At 42.5% G+C, this 15,198-nt stretch carries 17 protein-coding genes; 6 read left to right on the top strand and 11 right to left on the bottom strand.

All coding sequences use genetic code 11. The features are described from left to right. Positions 1-130 precede the first annotated feature (130 nt). From bshC to rpmB, 6 genes are all read right to left on the bottom strand, one after another. Complete coding sequence (gene bshC / locus DYU05_RS10415) at positions 131-1,741, bottom strand: bacillithiol biosynthesis cysteine-adding enzyme BshC (RefSeq protein ID WP_117382866.1); 1,611 nt, start codon at positions 1,739-1,741, stop codon at positions 131-133. Between the two features lie 117 nt (positions 1,742-1,858). Continuing rightward, entirely contained in the window at positions 1,859-3,193 is a 1,335-nt protein-coding gene (gene rimO / locus DYU05_RS10410; RefSeq protein ID WP_117382865.1) for a 30S ribosomal protein S12 methylthiotransferase RimO, read from the bottom strand. 26 nt (positions 3,194-3,219) lie between these two features. After that, complete coding sequence (gene ftsY, locus DYU05_RS10405; RefSeq protein WP_117382864.1) at positions 3,220-4,185, bottom strand: signal recognition particle-docking protein FtsY; 966 nt, start codon at positions 4,183-4,185, stop codon at positions 3,220-3,222. Positions 4,186-4,351: 166 nt separating this feature from the next. Continuing rightward, positions 4,352-4,510: a DUF4295 domain-containing protein gene (locus DYU05_RS10400; RefSeq protein ID WP_117382863.1), complete on the bottom strand. Its 159-nt coding sequence runs from the start codon at positions 4,508-4,510 to the stop codon at positions 4,352-4,354. Between the two features lie 72 nt (positions 4,511-4,582). Next, the gene (gene rpmG / locus DYU05_RS10395; protein ID WP_022830075.1) at positions 4,583-4,765 is read right to left on the bottom strand and encodes a 50S ribosomal protein L33; all 183 of its coding nucleotides are present in this window, start codon (positions 4,763-4,765) and stop codon (positions 4,583-4,585) included. Positions 4,766-4,836: 71 nt separating this feature from the next. Beyond that, the gene (gene rpmB, locus DYU05_RS10390) at positions 4,837-5,070 is read right to left on the bottom strand and encodes a 50S ribosomal protein L28 (protein WP_095705630.1); all 234 of its coding nucleotides are present in this window, start codon (positions 5,068-5,070) and stop codon (positions 4,837-4,839) included. A gap of 272 nt (positions 5,071-5,342) precedes the next feature. Between rpmB and acs the strand changes: the two genes are divergently transcribed. The 6 genes from acs to lpxB all read left to right on the top strand — a co-directional run bounded on the left by acs (position 5,343) and on the right by lpxB (position 10,985). Further along, a complete protein-coding gene (acs, locus tag DYU05_RS10385; protein ID WP_117382862.1) occupies positions 5,343-7,244 on the top strand; it encodes an acetate--CoA ligase in 1,902 nt (633 codons plus the stop codon). A 102-nt stretch (positions 7,245-7,346) separates the two neighbouring features. Beyond that, entirely contained in the window at positions 7,347-7,532 is a 186-nt protein-coding gene (locus DYU05_RS10380; protein WP_117382861.1) for a CsbD family protein, read from the top strand. A gap of 114 nt (positions 7,533-7,646) precedes the next feature. Further along, the gene (locus DYU05_RS10375) at positions 7,647-8,801 is read left to right on the top strand and encodes an acyltransferase family protein (RefSeq protein ID WP_117382860.1); all 1,155 of its coding nucleotides are present in this window, start codon (positions 7,647-7,649) and stop codon (positions 8,799-8,801) included. Positions 8,802-8,834: 33 nt separating this feature from the next. Continuing rightward, positions 8,835-9,611: a 5'/3'-nucleotidase SurE gene (gene surE / locus DYU05_RS10370; RefSeq protein WP_117382859.1), complete on the top strand. Its 777-nt coding sequence runs from the start codon at positions 8,835-8,837 to the stop codon at positions 9,609-9,611. Next, on the top strand, positions 9,604-9,870 hold the full coding sequence (locus DYU05_RS10365) for a hypothetical protein (RefSeq protein ID WP_117382858.1): 267 nt from the start codon (positions 9,604-9,606) through the stop codon (positions 9,868-9,870). Before surE ends, DYU05_RS10365 begins: the two co-directional genes overlap by 8 nt. Beyond that, complete coding sequence (lpxB, locus tag DYU05_RS10360; RefSeq protein ID WP_117382857.1) at positions 9,870-10,985, top strand: lipid-A-disaccharide synthase; 1,116 nt, start codon at positions 9,870-9,872, stop codon at positions 10,983-10,985. The genes DYU05_RS10365 and lpxB overlap by 1 nt, the downstream gene beginning before the upstream one ends. Positions 10,986-11,052: 67 nt before the next feature. On the opposite strand, the gene DYU05_RS21125 is transcribed toward lpxB, so the two are convergent. The 5 genes from DYU05_RS21125 to DYU05_RS10345 form a co-directional block, all read right to left on the bottom strand. Further along, positions 11,053-11,214 (bottom strand): hypothetical protein, encoded by a 162-nt coding sequence (locus DYU05_RS21125; RefSeq protein ID WP_165852044.1) that lies wholly within the window; start codon positions 11,212-11,214, stop codon positions 11,053-11,055. 43 nt (positions 11,215-11,257) lie between these two features. Continuing rightward, positions 11,258-11,407, bottom strand: a complete 150-nt coding sequence (locus DYU05_RS21120; protein WP_165852043.1) for a hypothetical protein — start codon at positions 11,405-11,407, stop codon at positions 11,258-11,260. 18 nt (positions 11,408-11,425) lie between these two features. Beyond that, on the bottom strand, positions 11,426-11,617 hold the full coding sequence (locus tag DYU05_RS10355; RefSeq protein WP_117382856.1) for a hypothetical protein: 192 nt from the start codon (positions 11,615-11,617) through the stop codon (positions 11,426-11,428). A gap of 229 nt (positions 11,618-11,846) precedes the next feature. Beyond that, on the bottom strand, positions 11,847-13,034 hold the full coding sequence (locus DYU05_RS10350) for an MFS transporter (RefSeq protein ID WP_205771828.1): 1,188 nt from the start codon (positions 13,032-13,034) through the stop codon (positions 11,847-11,849). A gap of 323 nt (positions 13,035-13,357) precedes the next feature. Then, positions 13,358-15,169 carry a glycoside hydrolase family 13 protein gene (locus DYU05_RS10345; RefSeq protein ID WP_117382855.1) on the bottom strand — a complete coding sequence of 604 codons (1,812 nt, stop codon included), beginning with the start codon at positions 15,167-15,169 and terminating at the stop codon, positions 13,358-13,360. Positions 15,170-15,198 lie beyond the last annotated feature (29 nt).

Raw genomic sequence — 15,198 nt, 5'->3', positions numbered from 1 at the left:
GTGTTAAAATTGCCGATTGCAAGCTTATCTTACCGTATGAATGCAAATCAATTACCAATCATTTAAAAAAATGTGGTTTTTGAAGGTTTTGGAATATGATTCTAAACGCGAGGTAGCTCGTTAAGTGGCACTATTCGGTAAGCACAGTAAACTTAAAATCGAGCGGCTCAAAGTTGCGGATGAGTTCTTCGATGAACAGGTGACCCCATTTTACAAAGCTTAAACCAAAGTTTTCGGTACGTTCCTGCAGGCTGTTTTTAGGGAAAAGATCTTCCTTAATATGCTCAATTTGTTCTAAACGAGTGTGATAATTGCGTTTTTCTGCCTTGATAAGCTTTTTCTGAAAGTTGTCCATAGCATGCTTTAAGCGGGCCTGAACAGCTGCGGCAGAGGGCGGCAGGGTAGGGTCTACCTTGTGTGCATGCAGCTTAATCTTCTCAAACACACGCTCCAGTTCACGCATTTCTTCACTTAAGGACAGGTCGTGGCTGCTATGCTTTTTAACCCAATTGTTTTTTATCTCGTCGGTACTTTTGAACAGGTCCGCCGGTGAAAGTTCCATGCTTTTTATCTTAGCAGCGGCTTCTTTTGGTATTACCAATCCGGAGTTGCGTAGGATAAGTATCGGGAAATCAACGTTGTAGAAGTCGAAATTACCCTTTAACTCCAGCCAGTAAACCACTTCTGCACCACCGCCTATGTAAGCAATATTAGGCAAGATGCACTCCTGGTACAAGGGGCGCATAACTACATTAGGGCTAAAACGCTCCGGCGATGTGGCAATTTCCTGTTTAAGTTCCGCCTCACTAAAGCTAATCTCGGTGTTCATTACTTTGTAGAGGCCGTCTTCGAAGACAATACGTTCGCGAAGTTGATCACCAAGGTAAAAGAAGTTGATCTCGCGAGGGTTAACCTGTATATGCACGCCCAGATCAAGCAGCTTTTCGTTTGCAGCACTGATGTGTTTAAAGCTGTTTTGTTCAATTATATCGCGCTCTATGATAGGGGAAAAGGACGCTTTTAACCGGTGATCGTCTGCATCAATTATCACCAGGCCGTACCTGCCAAATATGGCATTTACCAGGTAGCGGGTAGCGTCAGCGAGTTTATCAAACTGCGTATAAGCCGTTTCTACTATCTCACCCAGCTCAGTAGAGTGTCCATCTATACCTAGTACACCCTTGTACTGGTTTATAGCCTGGCGCATTGTGTCGGGGTTTATACGGCCGGTAGCACCTGACGCCTCGTACCACCAATGTACTTTTTTCCCGCCGATGTTTGTATAGTTGATCTCTGCGAAATCGTGATCTTCTGATGCCATCCAGTAAACCGGAACAAAGTCCTTATCGGGGAAAGCTTCCTTTAATTCACGGCAAAGTTTAATAGCTGTAACTATCTTGTATATGAAATAGAGCGGCCCGGTAAATATATTTAGCTGGTGGCCTGTAGTAATGGTAAAAGCGTCCGGGGATCTTAAGCGTGCTATTTGCGTGCCTACCAGTTCGCTGCTATCCAAAGCTGGAAGACCGCTTTTTGCTGATCTGAAATACTGTTCCGAAAGCACATCTGCAAGCAGGTTCCTGTCTGCGATTACTTTCTTATTCTCCAACAGTTCTGCAAAACCTTTTAGAGTGGGGCGGTAACTATAAAACGGCCGTAGCTCCGGTACATCGTTAAGATAATCGATTACGGTCTGGGAAAAGAACCCGGTTTCTTTATAGTCGATACAGGCAGCATCCATTTGATTTCAGATTGAAGATGTACGATTAGATTTGATTAGCAAATACTTAATCATACTTCTGGGTGTCGAAATTAAATTTTAAAAATCTAATTCAAACACCTTGACCTTAAAACAGGCTTATTTTACAATTTGTCCATAAAGGTCGAAGTCTTCAGCAGAGTCGACATTTACGTTTACAAAACTGCCTACGGCAGCGTAATTCATGCTGGCATCTATCAGTACTTCATTATCAACTTCAGGTGAATCATACTCGGTACGGCCTACAAAGAAGTCGCCATCTTTCTTATCAACAAGAACTTTATAAGTATTGCCTATCTTCTCCTGGTTCTTATCAAATGAAATACCTTGTTGTATCTCCATTATTGCATCGGCACGTTCCTGCTTTACTTCTTCTGGAACATCGTCAATCAAAGAATGGGCGTGTGTTTTTTCCTCATGCGAGTAAGTAAAACAACCTAAACGGTCAAACTTAGTGTCCTCTACCCATTGCGCCATTTCTTCAAAGTCCTGCTGGGTTTCGCCGGGATAGCCGGTGATAAGTGTTGTACGCATAGCGATGCCGGGCACCTTATCGCGTATCTGGTTCACCACGTCAATTGTTTTTTGCTTAGTGATACCACGGCGCATCGACTTCAGCATGTTATCGGTAATGTGCTGGAGCGGCATGTCGAGGTACTTGCAAATATTGCTGCGCTCGTTCATTGCATCCAGGATCTCCATAGGGAAACCTGACGGATAGGCATATTGAAGACGGATCCACTCTACGCCATTAACGTCACTCAAGCGGCGCAGAAGCTCATCAAGATTACGTTTGCCGTACAGGTCAAGGCCGTAGTAAGTAAGGTCCTGTGCAATAAGGATCAGTTCTTTAGTGCCGTTCTTTACAAGGGTCTCTGCATTCTTAACCAGTTGCTCCATCGGCGTACTTACGTGTTTGCCTCGCATCAATGGTATAGCACAAAATGAGCACGGGCGATTACAGCCCTCGGCTATTTTAAAGTATGCAAAATGAGAGGGAGTAGTAAGTAAGCGTTCGCCTATTAGTTCGTGGCGGTAATCAGCACCTATGCTCTGTAATACACCCTGTAGATCGTTGGTGCCAAAGTAGGCGTCTACGTTGGTTATCTCGGCTTCCAGTTCAGGTTTGTACCGTTCTGAAAGGCAGCCGGTAACTATAACTTTACCAACCTTACCCTGTTCTTTAAGTTCGCTGTATTGCAGGATAGTGTCTATAGATTCCTGTTTGGCGTTATCAATAAAGCCACAGGTATTTATAACTACAATATCGTTCTTGCCAACCTTATCAGCTTCATGCACTACATCGTAAGCATTGCCTTTGAGCTGCCCCATCAGCACTTCGCTGTCGTAAATATTTTTTGAACAGCCAAGGGTAACTACGTTTACACGCGGTTTTAACAATTTCTTTGGCTGATAAATTTCTTTAGTCTTCATTCTTTATGAAATAGCAAGTACGGCTATCAACCTTTAAACAAGGTATCTACAAAGGCTTGCCTGTCAAACAGTTGCAGGTGATTCATGCCTTCGCCAACGCCGATGTACTTTACCGGAATTTTAAACTGATCTGATATGCCTATTACAACGCCACCTTTGGCAGTGCCGTCCAGTTTGGTAAGTGCCAGTGCATTAACATTGGTAGCTTCTGTAAACTGCTTACACTGTTCTATAGCATTTTGACCTGTTGAGGCATCCAGCACCAGCAATATCTCATGTGGTGCGCCCGGAACTACCTTCTGCATTACATTTTTTATTTTAGTAAGCTCATTCATGAGCCCTACTTTATTATGTAAACGGCCTGCAGTGTCAATAATTGCCACATCGTCGCCATTGGCTACTGCAGAACGAAGGGTGTCATATGCAACAGACGCAGGGTCGCTGCCCATGGCTTGTGCCACTACCTTAACCCCTACACGATCACCCCAAAGTTTTATCTGGTCTACTGCAGCAGCACGGAAAGTATCTGCCGCGCCAAGTACAACCTGGTTTCCTGCTTGTTTAAGTTTATGGGCAAGTTTACCTATAGTTGTTGTTTTGCCTACGCCATTAACGCCAACAACCATTATTACGTATGGCTTGTGGTCGCCGTACTCAAACGTGCGAAAATCGTTGCTATTATTCTCTGCAAGAAGTTTTTGGATCTCATCTTTTAGCAGGCTGTTCAGTTCTGAAGTGCCAAGATATTTATCGCGGGCAACACGTGCTTGTATGCGCTCGATAATTTTCAGCGTAGTGCTAACACCCACGTCTGACGTAACTAGTACTTCTTCCAGGTCGTCAAGTACATCATCATCAACTGTAGAGCGACCGGCAACTACCTTGGTCAGCTTGGAAAAAAAGTTATCCTTTGTTTTTTCCAACCCGGTATCAAGTGCCTGCTGTTCTTGCTGGCTGCTTTCCTTTTTCTTAAAAAAATCAAATAGTCCCATAGGTGATCAGAATTTAACAACCTCCAGAGTTGATTGGGTGAAAGCCTGAATTAGGATTACTCCTGCAGATGAGAAAACCTTCAAATTCAAACTGTGCCTGTAACAAAAAAAGCCCTCTCGTGTGATACAAGACGGCTTTGATACTTTATAAGCGTATTACCAGATATTATTTACCGGCAATTGCATCCTTAACGTTATCGTTAGGAACGATTTGCTCTTTGAATGAATAAGCACCTGTAACCGGTGACTTAACCATTGTAATAACTTTTGAATATTCTTTGCCTTTACCTGCTACTTTCAGTGTTGCAACTACTTTCTTTGCCATGTCTCTTTAATTATTGATTTAGCGAATTAGTGATTTAGTAGATGGCAAAAGAGCCACCCGTAAACCGAAGAATTACTTAATTTCTTTGTGAACAGTTACTTTACGTAATACCGGGTTAAACTTTTTAAGTTCAAGCCTTTCGGTTGTGTTCTTTTTGTTTTTGGTAGTAATATAGCGAGACATGCCAGGCATACCGCTGGTTTTGTGCTCGGTGCATTCTAATATTACCTGTACCCTGTTACCTTTCTTAGCCATCGTATTTTATTTTATTGGTTGTTTAGCTTACGGCGAGAGTTTAAACCATCACCTCGTGCCAAAAGCAACTATTAAATGGAACCTTTTTTTACAAATTTATTGATGCAGGCAGTAATGCCGTTTTTGCTGATAGTTTTTATTGCAGAAGTAGATACTTTTAAAGTAATCCATTTGTCTTCTTCAGGGATATAAAACTTTTTCAGCTTCAGGTTAGGATAAAACTTGCGTTTGGTTTTAACGTTTGAATTAGAAACGTTGTGACCGTTCATGTAGCCTTTTCCTGTTAGATCGCAAATTCTTGACATGACAAATATTTTTTAATTCTCTTTCCTCTTCCAAAAAGAGTTTGCAAATATCAGGTTTTTAAAAGACATAAGCAACAGTGTTTTAAGAAATTTTTACGATTTTTTTGTTGAACGCAGGAGCTAACTATAAAATACCAATTCAGTAGTAAAATTTGATATGAAAGTAGATCATGATCATACAAATAAACTTTTTAAAATAATTTAAGAAGCAAGTTGATATTATTACATCCTTAACATAGAAATTGCTAATTTACGCCACCATTATACCAGTTATGCAAGTAAAAACCTTTGAAGAATACCAACAGGCATATACCAAAAGTGTAGAACAGCCGGAGCAGTTTTGGGAAGAGATTGCCAACCACTTTCAATGGAAAAAGAAGTGGGATAAAGTTTTAGAATGGAACTTTAAAGAACCCAACGTTAAATGGTTCCAGGGTGCTACGCTTAATATCACCGAGAATTGTCTTGACCGCCATTTGGAGAAAAACGGTGACACGCCTGCCATAATATGGGAGCCTAACGATCCTACTGAAGATCACCGCGTACTTACCTATAAACAACTGCACGATAAAGTTTGCCAGTTTGCAAATGTTCTGAAGAACAACGGAGCCAAAAAGGGTGACCGTATTTGCATCTATATGCCAATGGTGCCCGAACTGGCTATTGCTGTACTGGCCTGCGCCAGGATAGGCGCTGTTCATTCCGTAGTTTTTGGTGGTTTCTCGGCACAAAGCATTGCGGACAGGATAAAGGATGCCGAATGCAACATTGTAATTACGGCCGATGGCAGTTATCGGGGGACTAAAGAAGTTCCGCTGAAATCCGTTATTGATGATGCGCTGGTGCAATGCCCAAGTATTAAACGCGTAATTGTACTTACCCGCAGCCGTACACCTGTATCCATGATTAAAGGCCGCGATGTATGGTGGGAAGACGAGATCAAAAAGGTGGAAACACAGGGCAATGTAGAGTGCCCTGCCGAAGAAATGGATGCAGAGGATATGTTATTCATCCTTTATACATCTGGCTCAACGGGTAAGCCCAAGGGTGTTGTGCACACCTGCGGCGGCTATATGGTTTATACCGGTTATACGTTTAGCAATGCATTTCAATATCAACCGGGTGAGATCTACTTCTGTACGGCAGATATTGGCTGGATTACAGGTCATTCGTACATTGCCTACGGTCCGCTTAGCCAGGGTGCAACAGTTGTAATGTTCGAAGGTATACCTACCTGGCCTAATGCAGGTCGTTTTTGGGATATTGTAGAGAAATTTAAGGTAAACATATTATACACCGCGCCAACCGCTATTCGCTCGCTTATGAGTTTTGGTGACGATGTACTGAAAGGGAAAGACCTGAGTTCGCTAACAAAGCTTGGTTCGGTAGGGGAGCCTATCAACGAGGAAGCATGGCACTGGTTTGATGAGAAGATTGGCCATGGTAACTGCCCTATTGTAGACACCTGGTGGCAAACGGAGACTGGTGGTTTTATGATATCGCCCATAGCTGGTGTTACTAAAACTAAACCGGGTTATGCATCGCTGCCGTTACCGGGTGTTCAGCCAATATTGGTAGACGAAAATGGCAAGGAAATAGAAGGTAACGGCGTAAACGGCAACCTTTGCATCAAGTTCCCATGGCCGGGTATGCTGCGCACTACCTATGGTGATCATGAACGCTGCCGGACTACTTATTTTACAGCTTACGAAAATTTGTATTTTACAGGTGACGGTTGCCTTCGCGACGAAGATGGCTATTACCGCATCACCGGCCGTGTAGACGATGTACTGAACGTATCAGGTCACCGCATTGGTACCGCTGAGGTAGAAAATGCTATTAATATGCACAGCAGTGTTGTAGAGAGTGCCGTGGTTGGCTACCCGCATGATATTAAAGGCCAAGGGGTATACGCCTTTGTGGTTAGCCCCGGAAAGCACGGAAACGAAGAGCTTACCCGTAAGGATATCATCATGACGGTATCGCGCATCATAGGCCCTATAGCAAAGCCCGACAAGATTCAATTTGTAACCGGCTTGCCAAAAACACGCTCCGGAAAGATCATGCGCCGCATACTGCGTAAGATTGCCGAAGGTGATACCGGCAATTTAGGTGATACATCTACATTGCTTGATCCAGCGGTTGTGGAGGAGATAAAGAACGGAGCATTATAAGCAGAAAATAGCACTAGGTTATTTAATGAGCATAACCAATTCTGAAAACTAAAGTTATGTACAACTGTTCTCTTATTACAACAAAACAAGGAGACAAACATCATGGATAAGTTAGAATTAAAAGGCGGCTGGAACGAGCTAAAGGGCAAAATAAAACAAGCTTACGGCGATTTAACTGACGACGATTTGGCACACGAAGAAGGTAAGGACGATGAGACTCTTGGCCGTATTCAGCAAAAGACCGGTAAAACCCGCGAAGAACTGGTAAACTGGATTAATAGCTTGTAAACTGAGCTACTTAACAAAAGGGAGCGCTGCATTAACAGCGCTCCCTTTTTTATTTATATGTAACGGCAAAGCTTTTTTGTAGTCATATATCAATAACCTGCTACTTTTGATATTATGTCCGTAACCGAACCCGCAATTGTACCCGAGCATTCAACAGGAAAAATAGTTTACATCGACCATCTAAAAGTAGTACTTGCTGCTTTGGTAATTTTGCATCATACATTCATTACGTATGGTGCGCCGGGAGGCTGGTACTTTACTGAAAAAACAACCCTCGCAGGTGCGCTAATTCCCATGACGCTGTTTGTAGCAGTCAATCAGGCATTTTTCATGGGCTTTTTCTTTTTTCTTTCCGCGTTGTTTGTGCCCTCATCTTACGATAAAAAGGGACCGGCTAAGTTTATTATTGACCGCTTCGTCAGACTCGGGATACCGCTAGCCTTCTATTCTTTTGTACTCTCACCTTTCCTTAGCTTTATGCCGTATAACTATGCTGGTGCACACCCAAGAATAACATACCTGCAGTACCTCGGCGGTTTTGATGGTTGGATAAATTTTGGCGTAATGTGGTTTGTAGCAGCGTTGCTTATATTTACAATAACATATTGGCTGTACCGGCTTATCAGTAAAGGCTATCGTAATACTTACCCGTTTCCTTACGCAGGCAAAATACTGTTGACAGCTGTTGGGGTAGGTGTTGTAAGTTATTTCGTCCGCACGGTGTATCCTGTAGGGCGTACGCTTGAACCCCTGGGTTTTCAGTTGGGGCATTTTGCACAATACATAGCTATGTTTTGTATTGGTTTGGTTGCATCTCGCAGTAGATGGATTAATAATGCCGATTATCGTACGGGCAAGATGATGGCCATTATAGCAGCTTGCCTGGTGTTTATTGGCTTTCCGTTATTCTTTATAGGGGTGAAGGTGCTCAACTTTCCTGTGGAGTATTTTAACGTGGGCGGTCACTGGCAATCGCTATGGTATGCTGTATGGGAACAATTAACAGGTTTTACCATAGTAACTGCGCTGCTGTGCATAGGCAAACAACTTTGGAACAGGCCTTCAAAAGTATTAAACACCTTATCACGCAGTACATTCGCCGTTTATATATTCCACCCATTAATACTAATTGCGTTATCCGTTTTCCTGCACGGCTGGCACCTGGAGCCTGCTTTAAAGTTGCTGATAGTTGCTCCGCTAGCAGTAATAGGCAGCTTTGCTCTTGGTTTATTGTTGGTGAGGGTGCCTGGAGTAAACAAAATTATTTAGTTCAGCGGGGTAAATTAATATTAATTTTGCCTCATGACAAAGCTATTCCACCCCACCATATTAGTTGTAAATGACGATGGCATTACTGCGCCTGGTATTAAAGCGATGATGCACGTAATGAAGGAAATTGGCAGGGTGGTTGTAGTAGCGCCTGATAGCCCGCAATCAGGAATGGGGCATGCAATAACTATTGGTAAGCCATTGCGGCTGGATGAGGTTGATCTTTATGAAGGTATAGAAATGTACCGCTGTAGCGGTACCCCTGTAGACTGTGTGAAACTGGCTGTCACTAAAATATTTAAAGGCAAAAAGCCCGATCTATGTGTGTCTGGTATTAACCACGGGCTCAATAATTCAATCAACGTACTGTATTCGGGAACTATGTCGGCGGCAGTTGAAGGCGCTATCGAAAGCATTCCATCTATTGGCTACTCGCTTGATGACTATAATATGGATGCAAATTTTCAGCATTGCCTTAAATACGTTAAAGAAATAGCACTGCAGGTTTTGCAAAATGGCATGCCTACAGGTACATTATTGAACGTTAATTTCCCAAATACTGCAAATATCAAGGGCATTAAAATCTGTCGCCAGGCAAATGCCAAATGGGCGGAAGAGTTTGATCAGCGGGTAGACCCATACAAACGCCCTTATTATTGGCTTACAGGCGTTTTTCAGAATAATGATAATGGTGAAGATACTGATGTGTGGGCCTTAGATCATCACTACGCGTCTGTTGTACCGGTGCAGTTTGATATGACGGCGCACCACGCCATTCCTGTTCTTCATAGCTGGAAGTTTAATGTTTAATGTTAACAGTATACCAGCAGGTTTGTTGCTCGGCTGTCTATTGCCGGGTATTACCTGGGGAGTGTTTGGTTTTATTTTGCACAATGAAGCAATTATCCTAAATAAACCGGGTGTGCCTTATCTGGTGGCTATAGCTCTTAACCTGGTTGTATTGAGGTGCTTTTTTAAGAAGGAACAGGAAAAGACAGCCGGAGGTATTATGATGGCTACTTTTGCGTTCATGCTGGTAGTGTTTGTTTTCATAATACGCATAGGCTGATGAAGTACTATCTGGTAGCGGGCGAGGCATCAGGCGACCTGCATGGTGCCAACTTGATGAAAGCTTTAAAGGGGAAAGATCCAAACGCCGGGTTCCGGTACTTTGGCGGCGATCTGATGCAAGCTGAAGGCGGTACCCTAGTTAAGCATTATGAAGACATGGCTTTCATGGGCTTTGCTGAAGTAGTGATGAATCTGCGCACGATCTTAAAAAATCTGAAGCTTTGTAAGACTGATCTCATCAGCTATAAGCCCAATGTATTGATATTAATAGACTTTCCGGGGTTTAACCTTAAAATAGCTGAGTTTGCTAAAGCAAGAGGATTGTTAGTTTGCTATTACATTTCACCAAAGGTTTGGGCATGGAATCAAAAAAGGGTACTTAAGATCAAGAAAGTAGTCGATCACTTGTTTTGCATACTTCCATTCGAGGTTGATTTCTATAAGAAGTGGGGGATGGACATAGATTATGTTGGAAATCCTTTGCTGGATGCTGTTGATGCTTTTACACCCGACCCAGATTTTCTCGGGCACAATAAACTTATTACAGATAAAAAAATTGTAGCACTGTTACCCGGCAGCCGTAAACAGGAAATAAGCCGACTGTTACCAGAGATGGTTAAAGTTGCTGCAGCGTTTAGTGATTATCAATTTGTAATAGCTGGGGCGCCAACATTCACTAACGATTATTATCAGCAATATGCTAACAGCGCCAATATTCCTGTTGTTTTTAACAGCACCTACAACTTACTAAATAATGCTGCGGCTGCTATAGTAGCTTCAGGTACGGCTACCCTGGAAACTGCGTTGTTTAATGTACCCCAAGTGGTGGTATACAAAGGAAATGTACTCACCATTGGCATTGCCCGTATGTTAATCAAGATCAGGTTTATTTCACTTGTAAATCTAATTATGGATGAACAAGTTGTTAAAGAACTAATACAGGAGGGTTGTAACGCCGTTACGATAGGTGCTGAGTTAGAAAAGCTCTTAGAGGATAATAACTATCGTAGCAAAATGCTTTCGAATTATGATAAACTTGATAGCAGAATGGGGGAACCCGGAGCTTCCCGGCATACTTCTGAACTTATTGTTCAATACGCATTAAAACAGTAAGGCCCGGCATAATATGCAGGGCCTTACTTGTCTCAAAGGGATGTTTAGTAGATGTGATATATGTTGATCAGGCAGCCGACAACTGTTGTTGTATGGCCTCCTGTTTGTTGCTTGAAGTGAATTGGTTGCGTTCCCTGAAAGCTTTTAAATCTTCCATTAACAGGTTCTTTAATTCGTTATCGTAACGGGCAACTAATTTGCTGGTGGCTGGTTTGTTATAGCGTTTCATAGGTAAATAGTTAGTGTTGTGAGCTTTACAGTGATGTTTTTTACTATGCAGCGTTTAAATGCTGACCATTGATATTTAGCATTTTTTGCTTTATCGCTTTAACAGCTTTCAGATCGCTCATTAACAGGGTCATTAATTCTTTGTCGAAACGATTTACCAATTTGGTTGCTGGAGTTTGTTTAGTAGTTTTCATGATCAATATTTTAAATGTTTAGTTTTTAGTGTCTTCGTTATTGTTTGTTTCTTCCTGATTTTCTTCCAGGTTGTCATGCCTGCGTTTTGCCTCTTTAAATTGCCTTTCCAGTTGTTCCTGGTCCCGGCTGTCAGAGGTCTTTTCAGGAGCCGTTGGGTTGTCCCATTGTTTCTCTTCTCCCGCTGTTTCAGTTGTCTCGTCGATAACCATATTAGTGCGTTTGATAAGTACCTTTCCAATTGCATGCCAAAAATTTACAAATGATGTGGAAATCCACTATAATAGTCATCTATCATCAAGAAATTAACTTTTAAATATCTGAAATTTAGACAGTTATTATTTTATAAATTTTTCAAAATAATTGGCGAGCTACGCAGAAAGGCTTATCAAAAGGCTAATATAAGCCTACGTGTTTGATAATGGTGTACGGTGTTCGTTTTCAAACAGTGCGTTGCATGGTTTTGCGCGTCATCAAATGAATAATTGTAGCAAATGAGGATAACACAATTCCTATGGTGCAAATGCCTGCCCAATGATACGAGCCCCACACACGTGTAGCCAGAAATGTTCCCAGAGCGCCGCCCACAAAATAAGACACCATGTAAACCGTATTGATGCGATTACGGGCAGAAGGGTTTAAAGAGAAGATTATAGCTTGGTTGGATATGTGCGTGGCTTGTACTCCTGCGTCCATAATTATAACACCTATTATTAAGCCAATCATGTTGTAAGCTGAAAGCCAAAAGATCACAAATGAGATGATCACCAACAATAATGTCGCAGTAGATATCTTATAAGGGTCTACCTTGTCGCTAAGCCTTCCCATGGCACCTGCTGCTATAGCACCTGCTGCACCTGCAAGACCAAAGGCACCAGCTACATCACTACCCTGGTTAAAGTTTTCTTTAAGCATGAAAACAAGAGTAGTCCAGAATGCACTAAAACAGGCGAAGCACAGAGCGCCACGCAAAGATGCCAGCCGGAGTTTGGGTTCGTTCCTTATTAAATCGGCAAGTGAGCGCATCAACGTGCCGTAGTTTCCTTTATAATCAGGTTCTACCTCTGGTAGCAAAAAATAGATCAGCACCCACATTAATAACATTATACCGGCAGCAATATAAAACATGGCCCGCCAGCCCAAATGTGCACCTACGAAACCGCTTACTGTTCGGGATAGAAGTATGCCAATCAATAGGCCACTCATTATGAAACCAATTTTCTTACCTCGTTCTTCGGGTTTGGCAAGGTGCGCTGCCATTGGTACCAATAGTTGAGGGATTATAGAGGTACACCCAATAAGAAAGGCGGAGCCAATTAATACATGTATGCTGCTGGCCGTAGCTGTAAGCAGCAACGCAGCTACAACAAAAGCAAAATCTATTATCATTAAACGCTTGCGCTTTACCATATCTGCAAGGGGGACTACAAAGAACATCCCAAGCGCATAACCAACCTGCGTAAGCATTGATACTTGTCCTACTTCTCCGCTACTTACCTTAAAGGTTCGTGCCATATCATCAAGTAGTGGCTGATTGTAATAGAGATTGGCAACAACAAAGCCGGTTGTTAGCGTCATTATCCATAAAGTAGTGGCTGTTAACTCTGGTTTGTGTGTTGCAACGTTCATTGGAGATGTTTATTCACAAAAGTGGATAAGATTTTTTTGGTAAAAGTAACTGTCACGTCAACAAATATTAAAATATTGGTAAGCTTTTTGCGTTATCGTTATTATTAAAGTAATGCTGAAAGTTTATTTATATCAAGCTGACAAAAAAATTACAAAAAAGTTCTTGCACGTTTAAAAACTTAGTGTTACTTTTACACCATTGATTGCAAGGAGCAATTGATACATAAAAAAGTCTTCTCATAATTTAGGTTTATAATTGGTTAGTAAAGGCCCCCTGCCCATCAGGGGGCTTTACTGTTTCTATACCTTTTGTGTGCATCAATCTAAACAAGTCTCTTCAGTATCGCTCCATTAAGTGTACTTAATGTGAATGGGCCATTGATTCTCTGATCTGTCAACAGGTCTAAATACTGGCCATCTGGTAAGTTGAAAGTGTACTCATGATCTTCGGTATTGAGATAAACCAATATCTCATCTTGATTGTCATATCTACGGTATATAAGTATGCCGCCTGCTGTAGTCAAGAACTCTATAGCACCATTATTAAGTACCGGATTGTTCTTGCGAATAGCAATTAGTTTTTTATACCATTCAAAGTGTTCGGCATTAAAGCCCACATCGTCATACAGTTTGTCGCCGGGTTGTATATTCGTGCGGGTTTCCGGCTCAAACTGATGATCTGGCCACCACAACGGTTTGCGTTCATCAGGGTCATCAGCCCCCCACATACCTATTTCTTCGCCATTCCATATATGTGGCGCTCCAATGGTTGTAAACAGGTGTACCAGGTATAATCTTAATCGTTTATACGTTTCTTCATCCGGCCTGCCGGTGCGATAGTTAGGTTCTTCTCGGGGGTTTGCATGAAACTTGTATTTATTAGTATTATAAAAGTCGGTTAGCAACCTGGGTGTGTCATGGGTAGACGAAACGTTCATCATCGCATATCGCTTATCTTCGGGTACCCTATTCCACTCATACTCCAAAGAATCTTTAAATTGCTGTGCATCCAACGGATAATCGGTATGCGCGAAAAAATACCTTGCCGGCCTGTATGCCTGATAAAACATTACCGCATCAAAAACATCACCCTGGGTATACGGTGTAGGATCCATCAGCTTATCGGGCCACTCGTCCCACCAAACTTCCCCCACCAGGTAAGCATCTATTTTTATGCTTCTAACTTCCCGACGGAAATCGCGCCAAAACCCCAATCCAATCTGATCTGCCACATCCAAACGAAATCCATCTATTCCCTCGTCAGTGTTTCCGTTAGGCGCCAACCAGCGCCGGGTTACCGCGAAGATGTGCTGTTTTGCGCCTTCATTAATATTTCCTTCGTAAGGCTGGCCATTAATGCGGTGGGTTGTTACGTCCACCTTCCTTATTTCGGGGAGGCTGGGTACGCCCACCCAACCCGTGTAAGCAAATTCATTGTGAGGTGTATTCGGGTCATCAAATGATCTTATCTCATACCAATCTTTATAGCGCGATTGTGATTGGTTCTTCAATACATCCTGCCATGCCCAAAACATAACTCCTGTATGATTCCAGCTGTAATCCATTATAATGCGCATGTTGCGCGCATGTACTTCTTTAATTAGTTCAAGAAAAAGCCTGTCTGCCGCGGTCCACTGCCAGGTAGCCGGATCAGCCGGATCTTCTGATGCTATAATACCCAAATCACCTTCGGGATCAGGCCCAAAATTAACATCAATGTGGTGATAATTACGTGCATCATATTTGTGTGACGATGGCGCATCGTTCAATGGGTTTATATACAACGCTGTAACGCCCAGATCTTGCAAATAATCTAACTTATCGAGTATGCCCTGCAGGTCTCCGCCATATCTTCTATAGTAGGTATTGTCGATAAACTCACGACCTTCTTCCCATGCGTCCTGGCTGTACCAGTCTCTTCCCCATGAGCTCACCTGCCATCCTTCAGGAGCAATTTGTCCTACAGGTGGTATATTGATGTTCTCTGGCTTCGGGTTGTTGCTTTCCATGCCCTTACGAAAGCGTTCGGGAAAAATTTGGTACCAAATCGCGCTTTTACTCCACTCCGGAGCCTTGTCAAAGGGCGTTTCCTCCTGCTGTGGTGATGTAAAGTCGGCAGATAAAGAAGTGAACATAGCAGTAGAGGGTTATTATGGGAAGCCAG

Source organism: Mucilaginibacter terrenus, assembly GCF_003432065.1.
Classification (GTDB): domain Bacteria; phylum Bacteroidota; class Bacteroidia; order Sphingobacteriales; family Sphingobacteriaceae; genus Mucilaginibacter; species Mucilaginibacter terrenus.
Note: the sequence above shows the minus strand (reverse complement) of the source record. Positions and strands in the feature narration are given on the sequence as shown.

Excerpts from the sequence above, each read along its gene's own strand:
- bshC (WP_117382866.1), bottom strand. The coding sequence starts at position 1,741 with ATGGATGCTGCCTGTATCGACTATAAAGAAACCGGGTTCTTTTCCCAG.
- rimO (WP_117382865.1), bottom strand. The coding sequence starts at position 3,193 with ATGAAGACTAAAGAAATTTATCAGCCAAAGAAATTGTTAAAACCGCGT.
- ftsY (WP_117382864.1), bottom strand. The coding sequence starts at position 4,185 with ATGGGACTATTTGATTTTTTTAAGAAAAAGGAAAGCAGCCAGCAAGAA.
- DYU05_RS10400 (WP_117382863.1), bottom strand. The coding sequence starts at position 4,510 with ATGGCAAAGAAAGTAGTTGCAACACTGAAAGTAGCAGGTAAAGGCAAA.
- rpmG (WP_022830075.1), bottom strand. The coding sequence starts at position 4,765 with ATGGCTAAGAAAGGTAACAGGGTACAGGTAATATTAGAATGCACCGAG.
- rpmB (WP_095705630.1), bottom strand. The coding sequence starts at position 5,070 with ATGTCAAGAATTTGCGATCTAACAGGAAAAGGCTACATGAACGGTCAC.
- acs (WP_117382862.1), top strand. The coding sequence starts at position 5,343 with ATGCAAGTAAAAACCTTTGAAGAATACCAACAGGCATATACCAAAAGT.
- DYU05_RS10380 (WP_117382861.1), top strand. The coding sequence starts at position 7,347 with ATGGATAAGTTAGAATTAAAAGGCGGCTGGAACGAGCTAAAGGGCAAA.
- DYU05_RS10375 (WP_117382860.1), top strand. The coding sequence starts at position 7,647 with ATGTCCGTAACCGAACCCGCAATTGTACCCGAGCATTCAACAGGAAAA.
- surE (WP_117382859.1), top strand. The coding sequence starts at position 8,835 with ATGACAAAGCTATTCCACCCCACCATATTAGTTGTAAATGACGATGGC.
- DYU05_RS10365 (WP_117382858.1), top strand. The coding sequence starts at position 9,604 with ATGTTTAATGTTAACAGTATACCAGCAGGTTTGTTGCTCGGCTGTCTA.
- lpxB (WP_117382857.1), top strand. The coding sequence starts at position 9,870 with ATGAAGTACTATCTGGTAGCGGGCGAGGCATCAGGCGACCTGCATGGT.
- DYU05_RS21125 (WP_165852044.1), bottom strand. The coding sequence starts at position 11,214 with ATGAAACGCTATAACAAACCAGCCACCAGCAAATTAGTTGCCCGTTAC.
- DYU05_RS21120 (WP_165852043.1), bottom strand. The coding sequence starts at position 11,407 with ATGAAAACTACTAAACAAACTCCAGCAACCAAATTGGTAAATCGTTTC.
- DYU05_RS10355 (WP_117382856.1), bottom strand. The coding sequence starts at position 11,617 with ATGGTTATCGACGAGACAACTGAAACAGCGGGAGAAGAGAAACAATGG.
- DYU05_RS10350 (WP_205771828.1), bottom strand. The coding sequence starts at position 13,034 with ATGAACGTTGCAACACACAAACCAGAGTTAACAGCCACTACTTTATGG.
- DYU05_RS10345 (WP_117382855.1), bottom strand. The coding sequence starts at position 15,169 with ATGTTCACTTCTTTATCTGCCGACTTTACATCACCACAGCAGGAGGAA.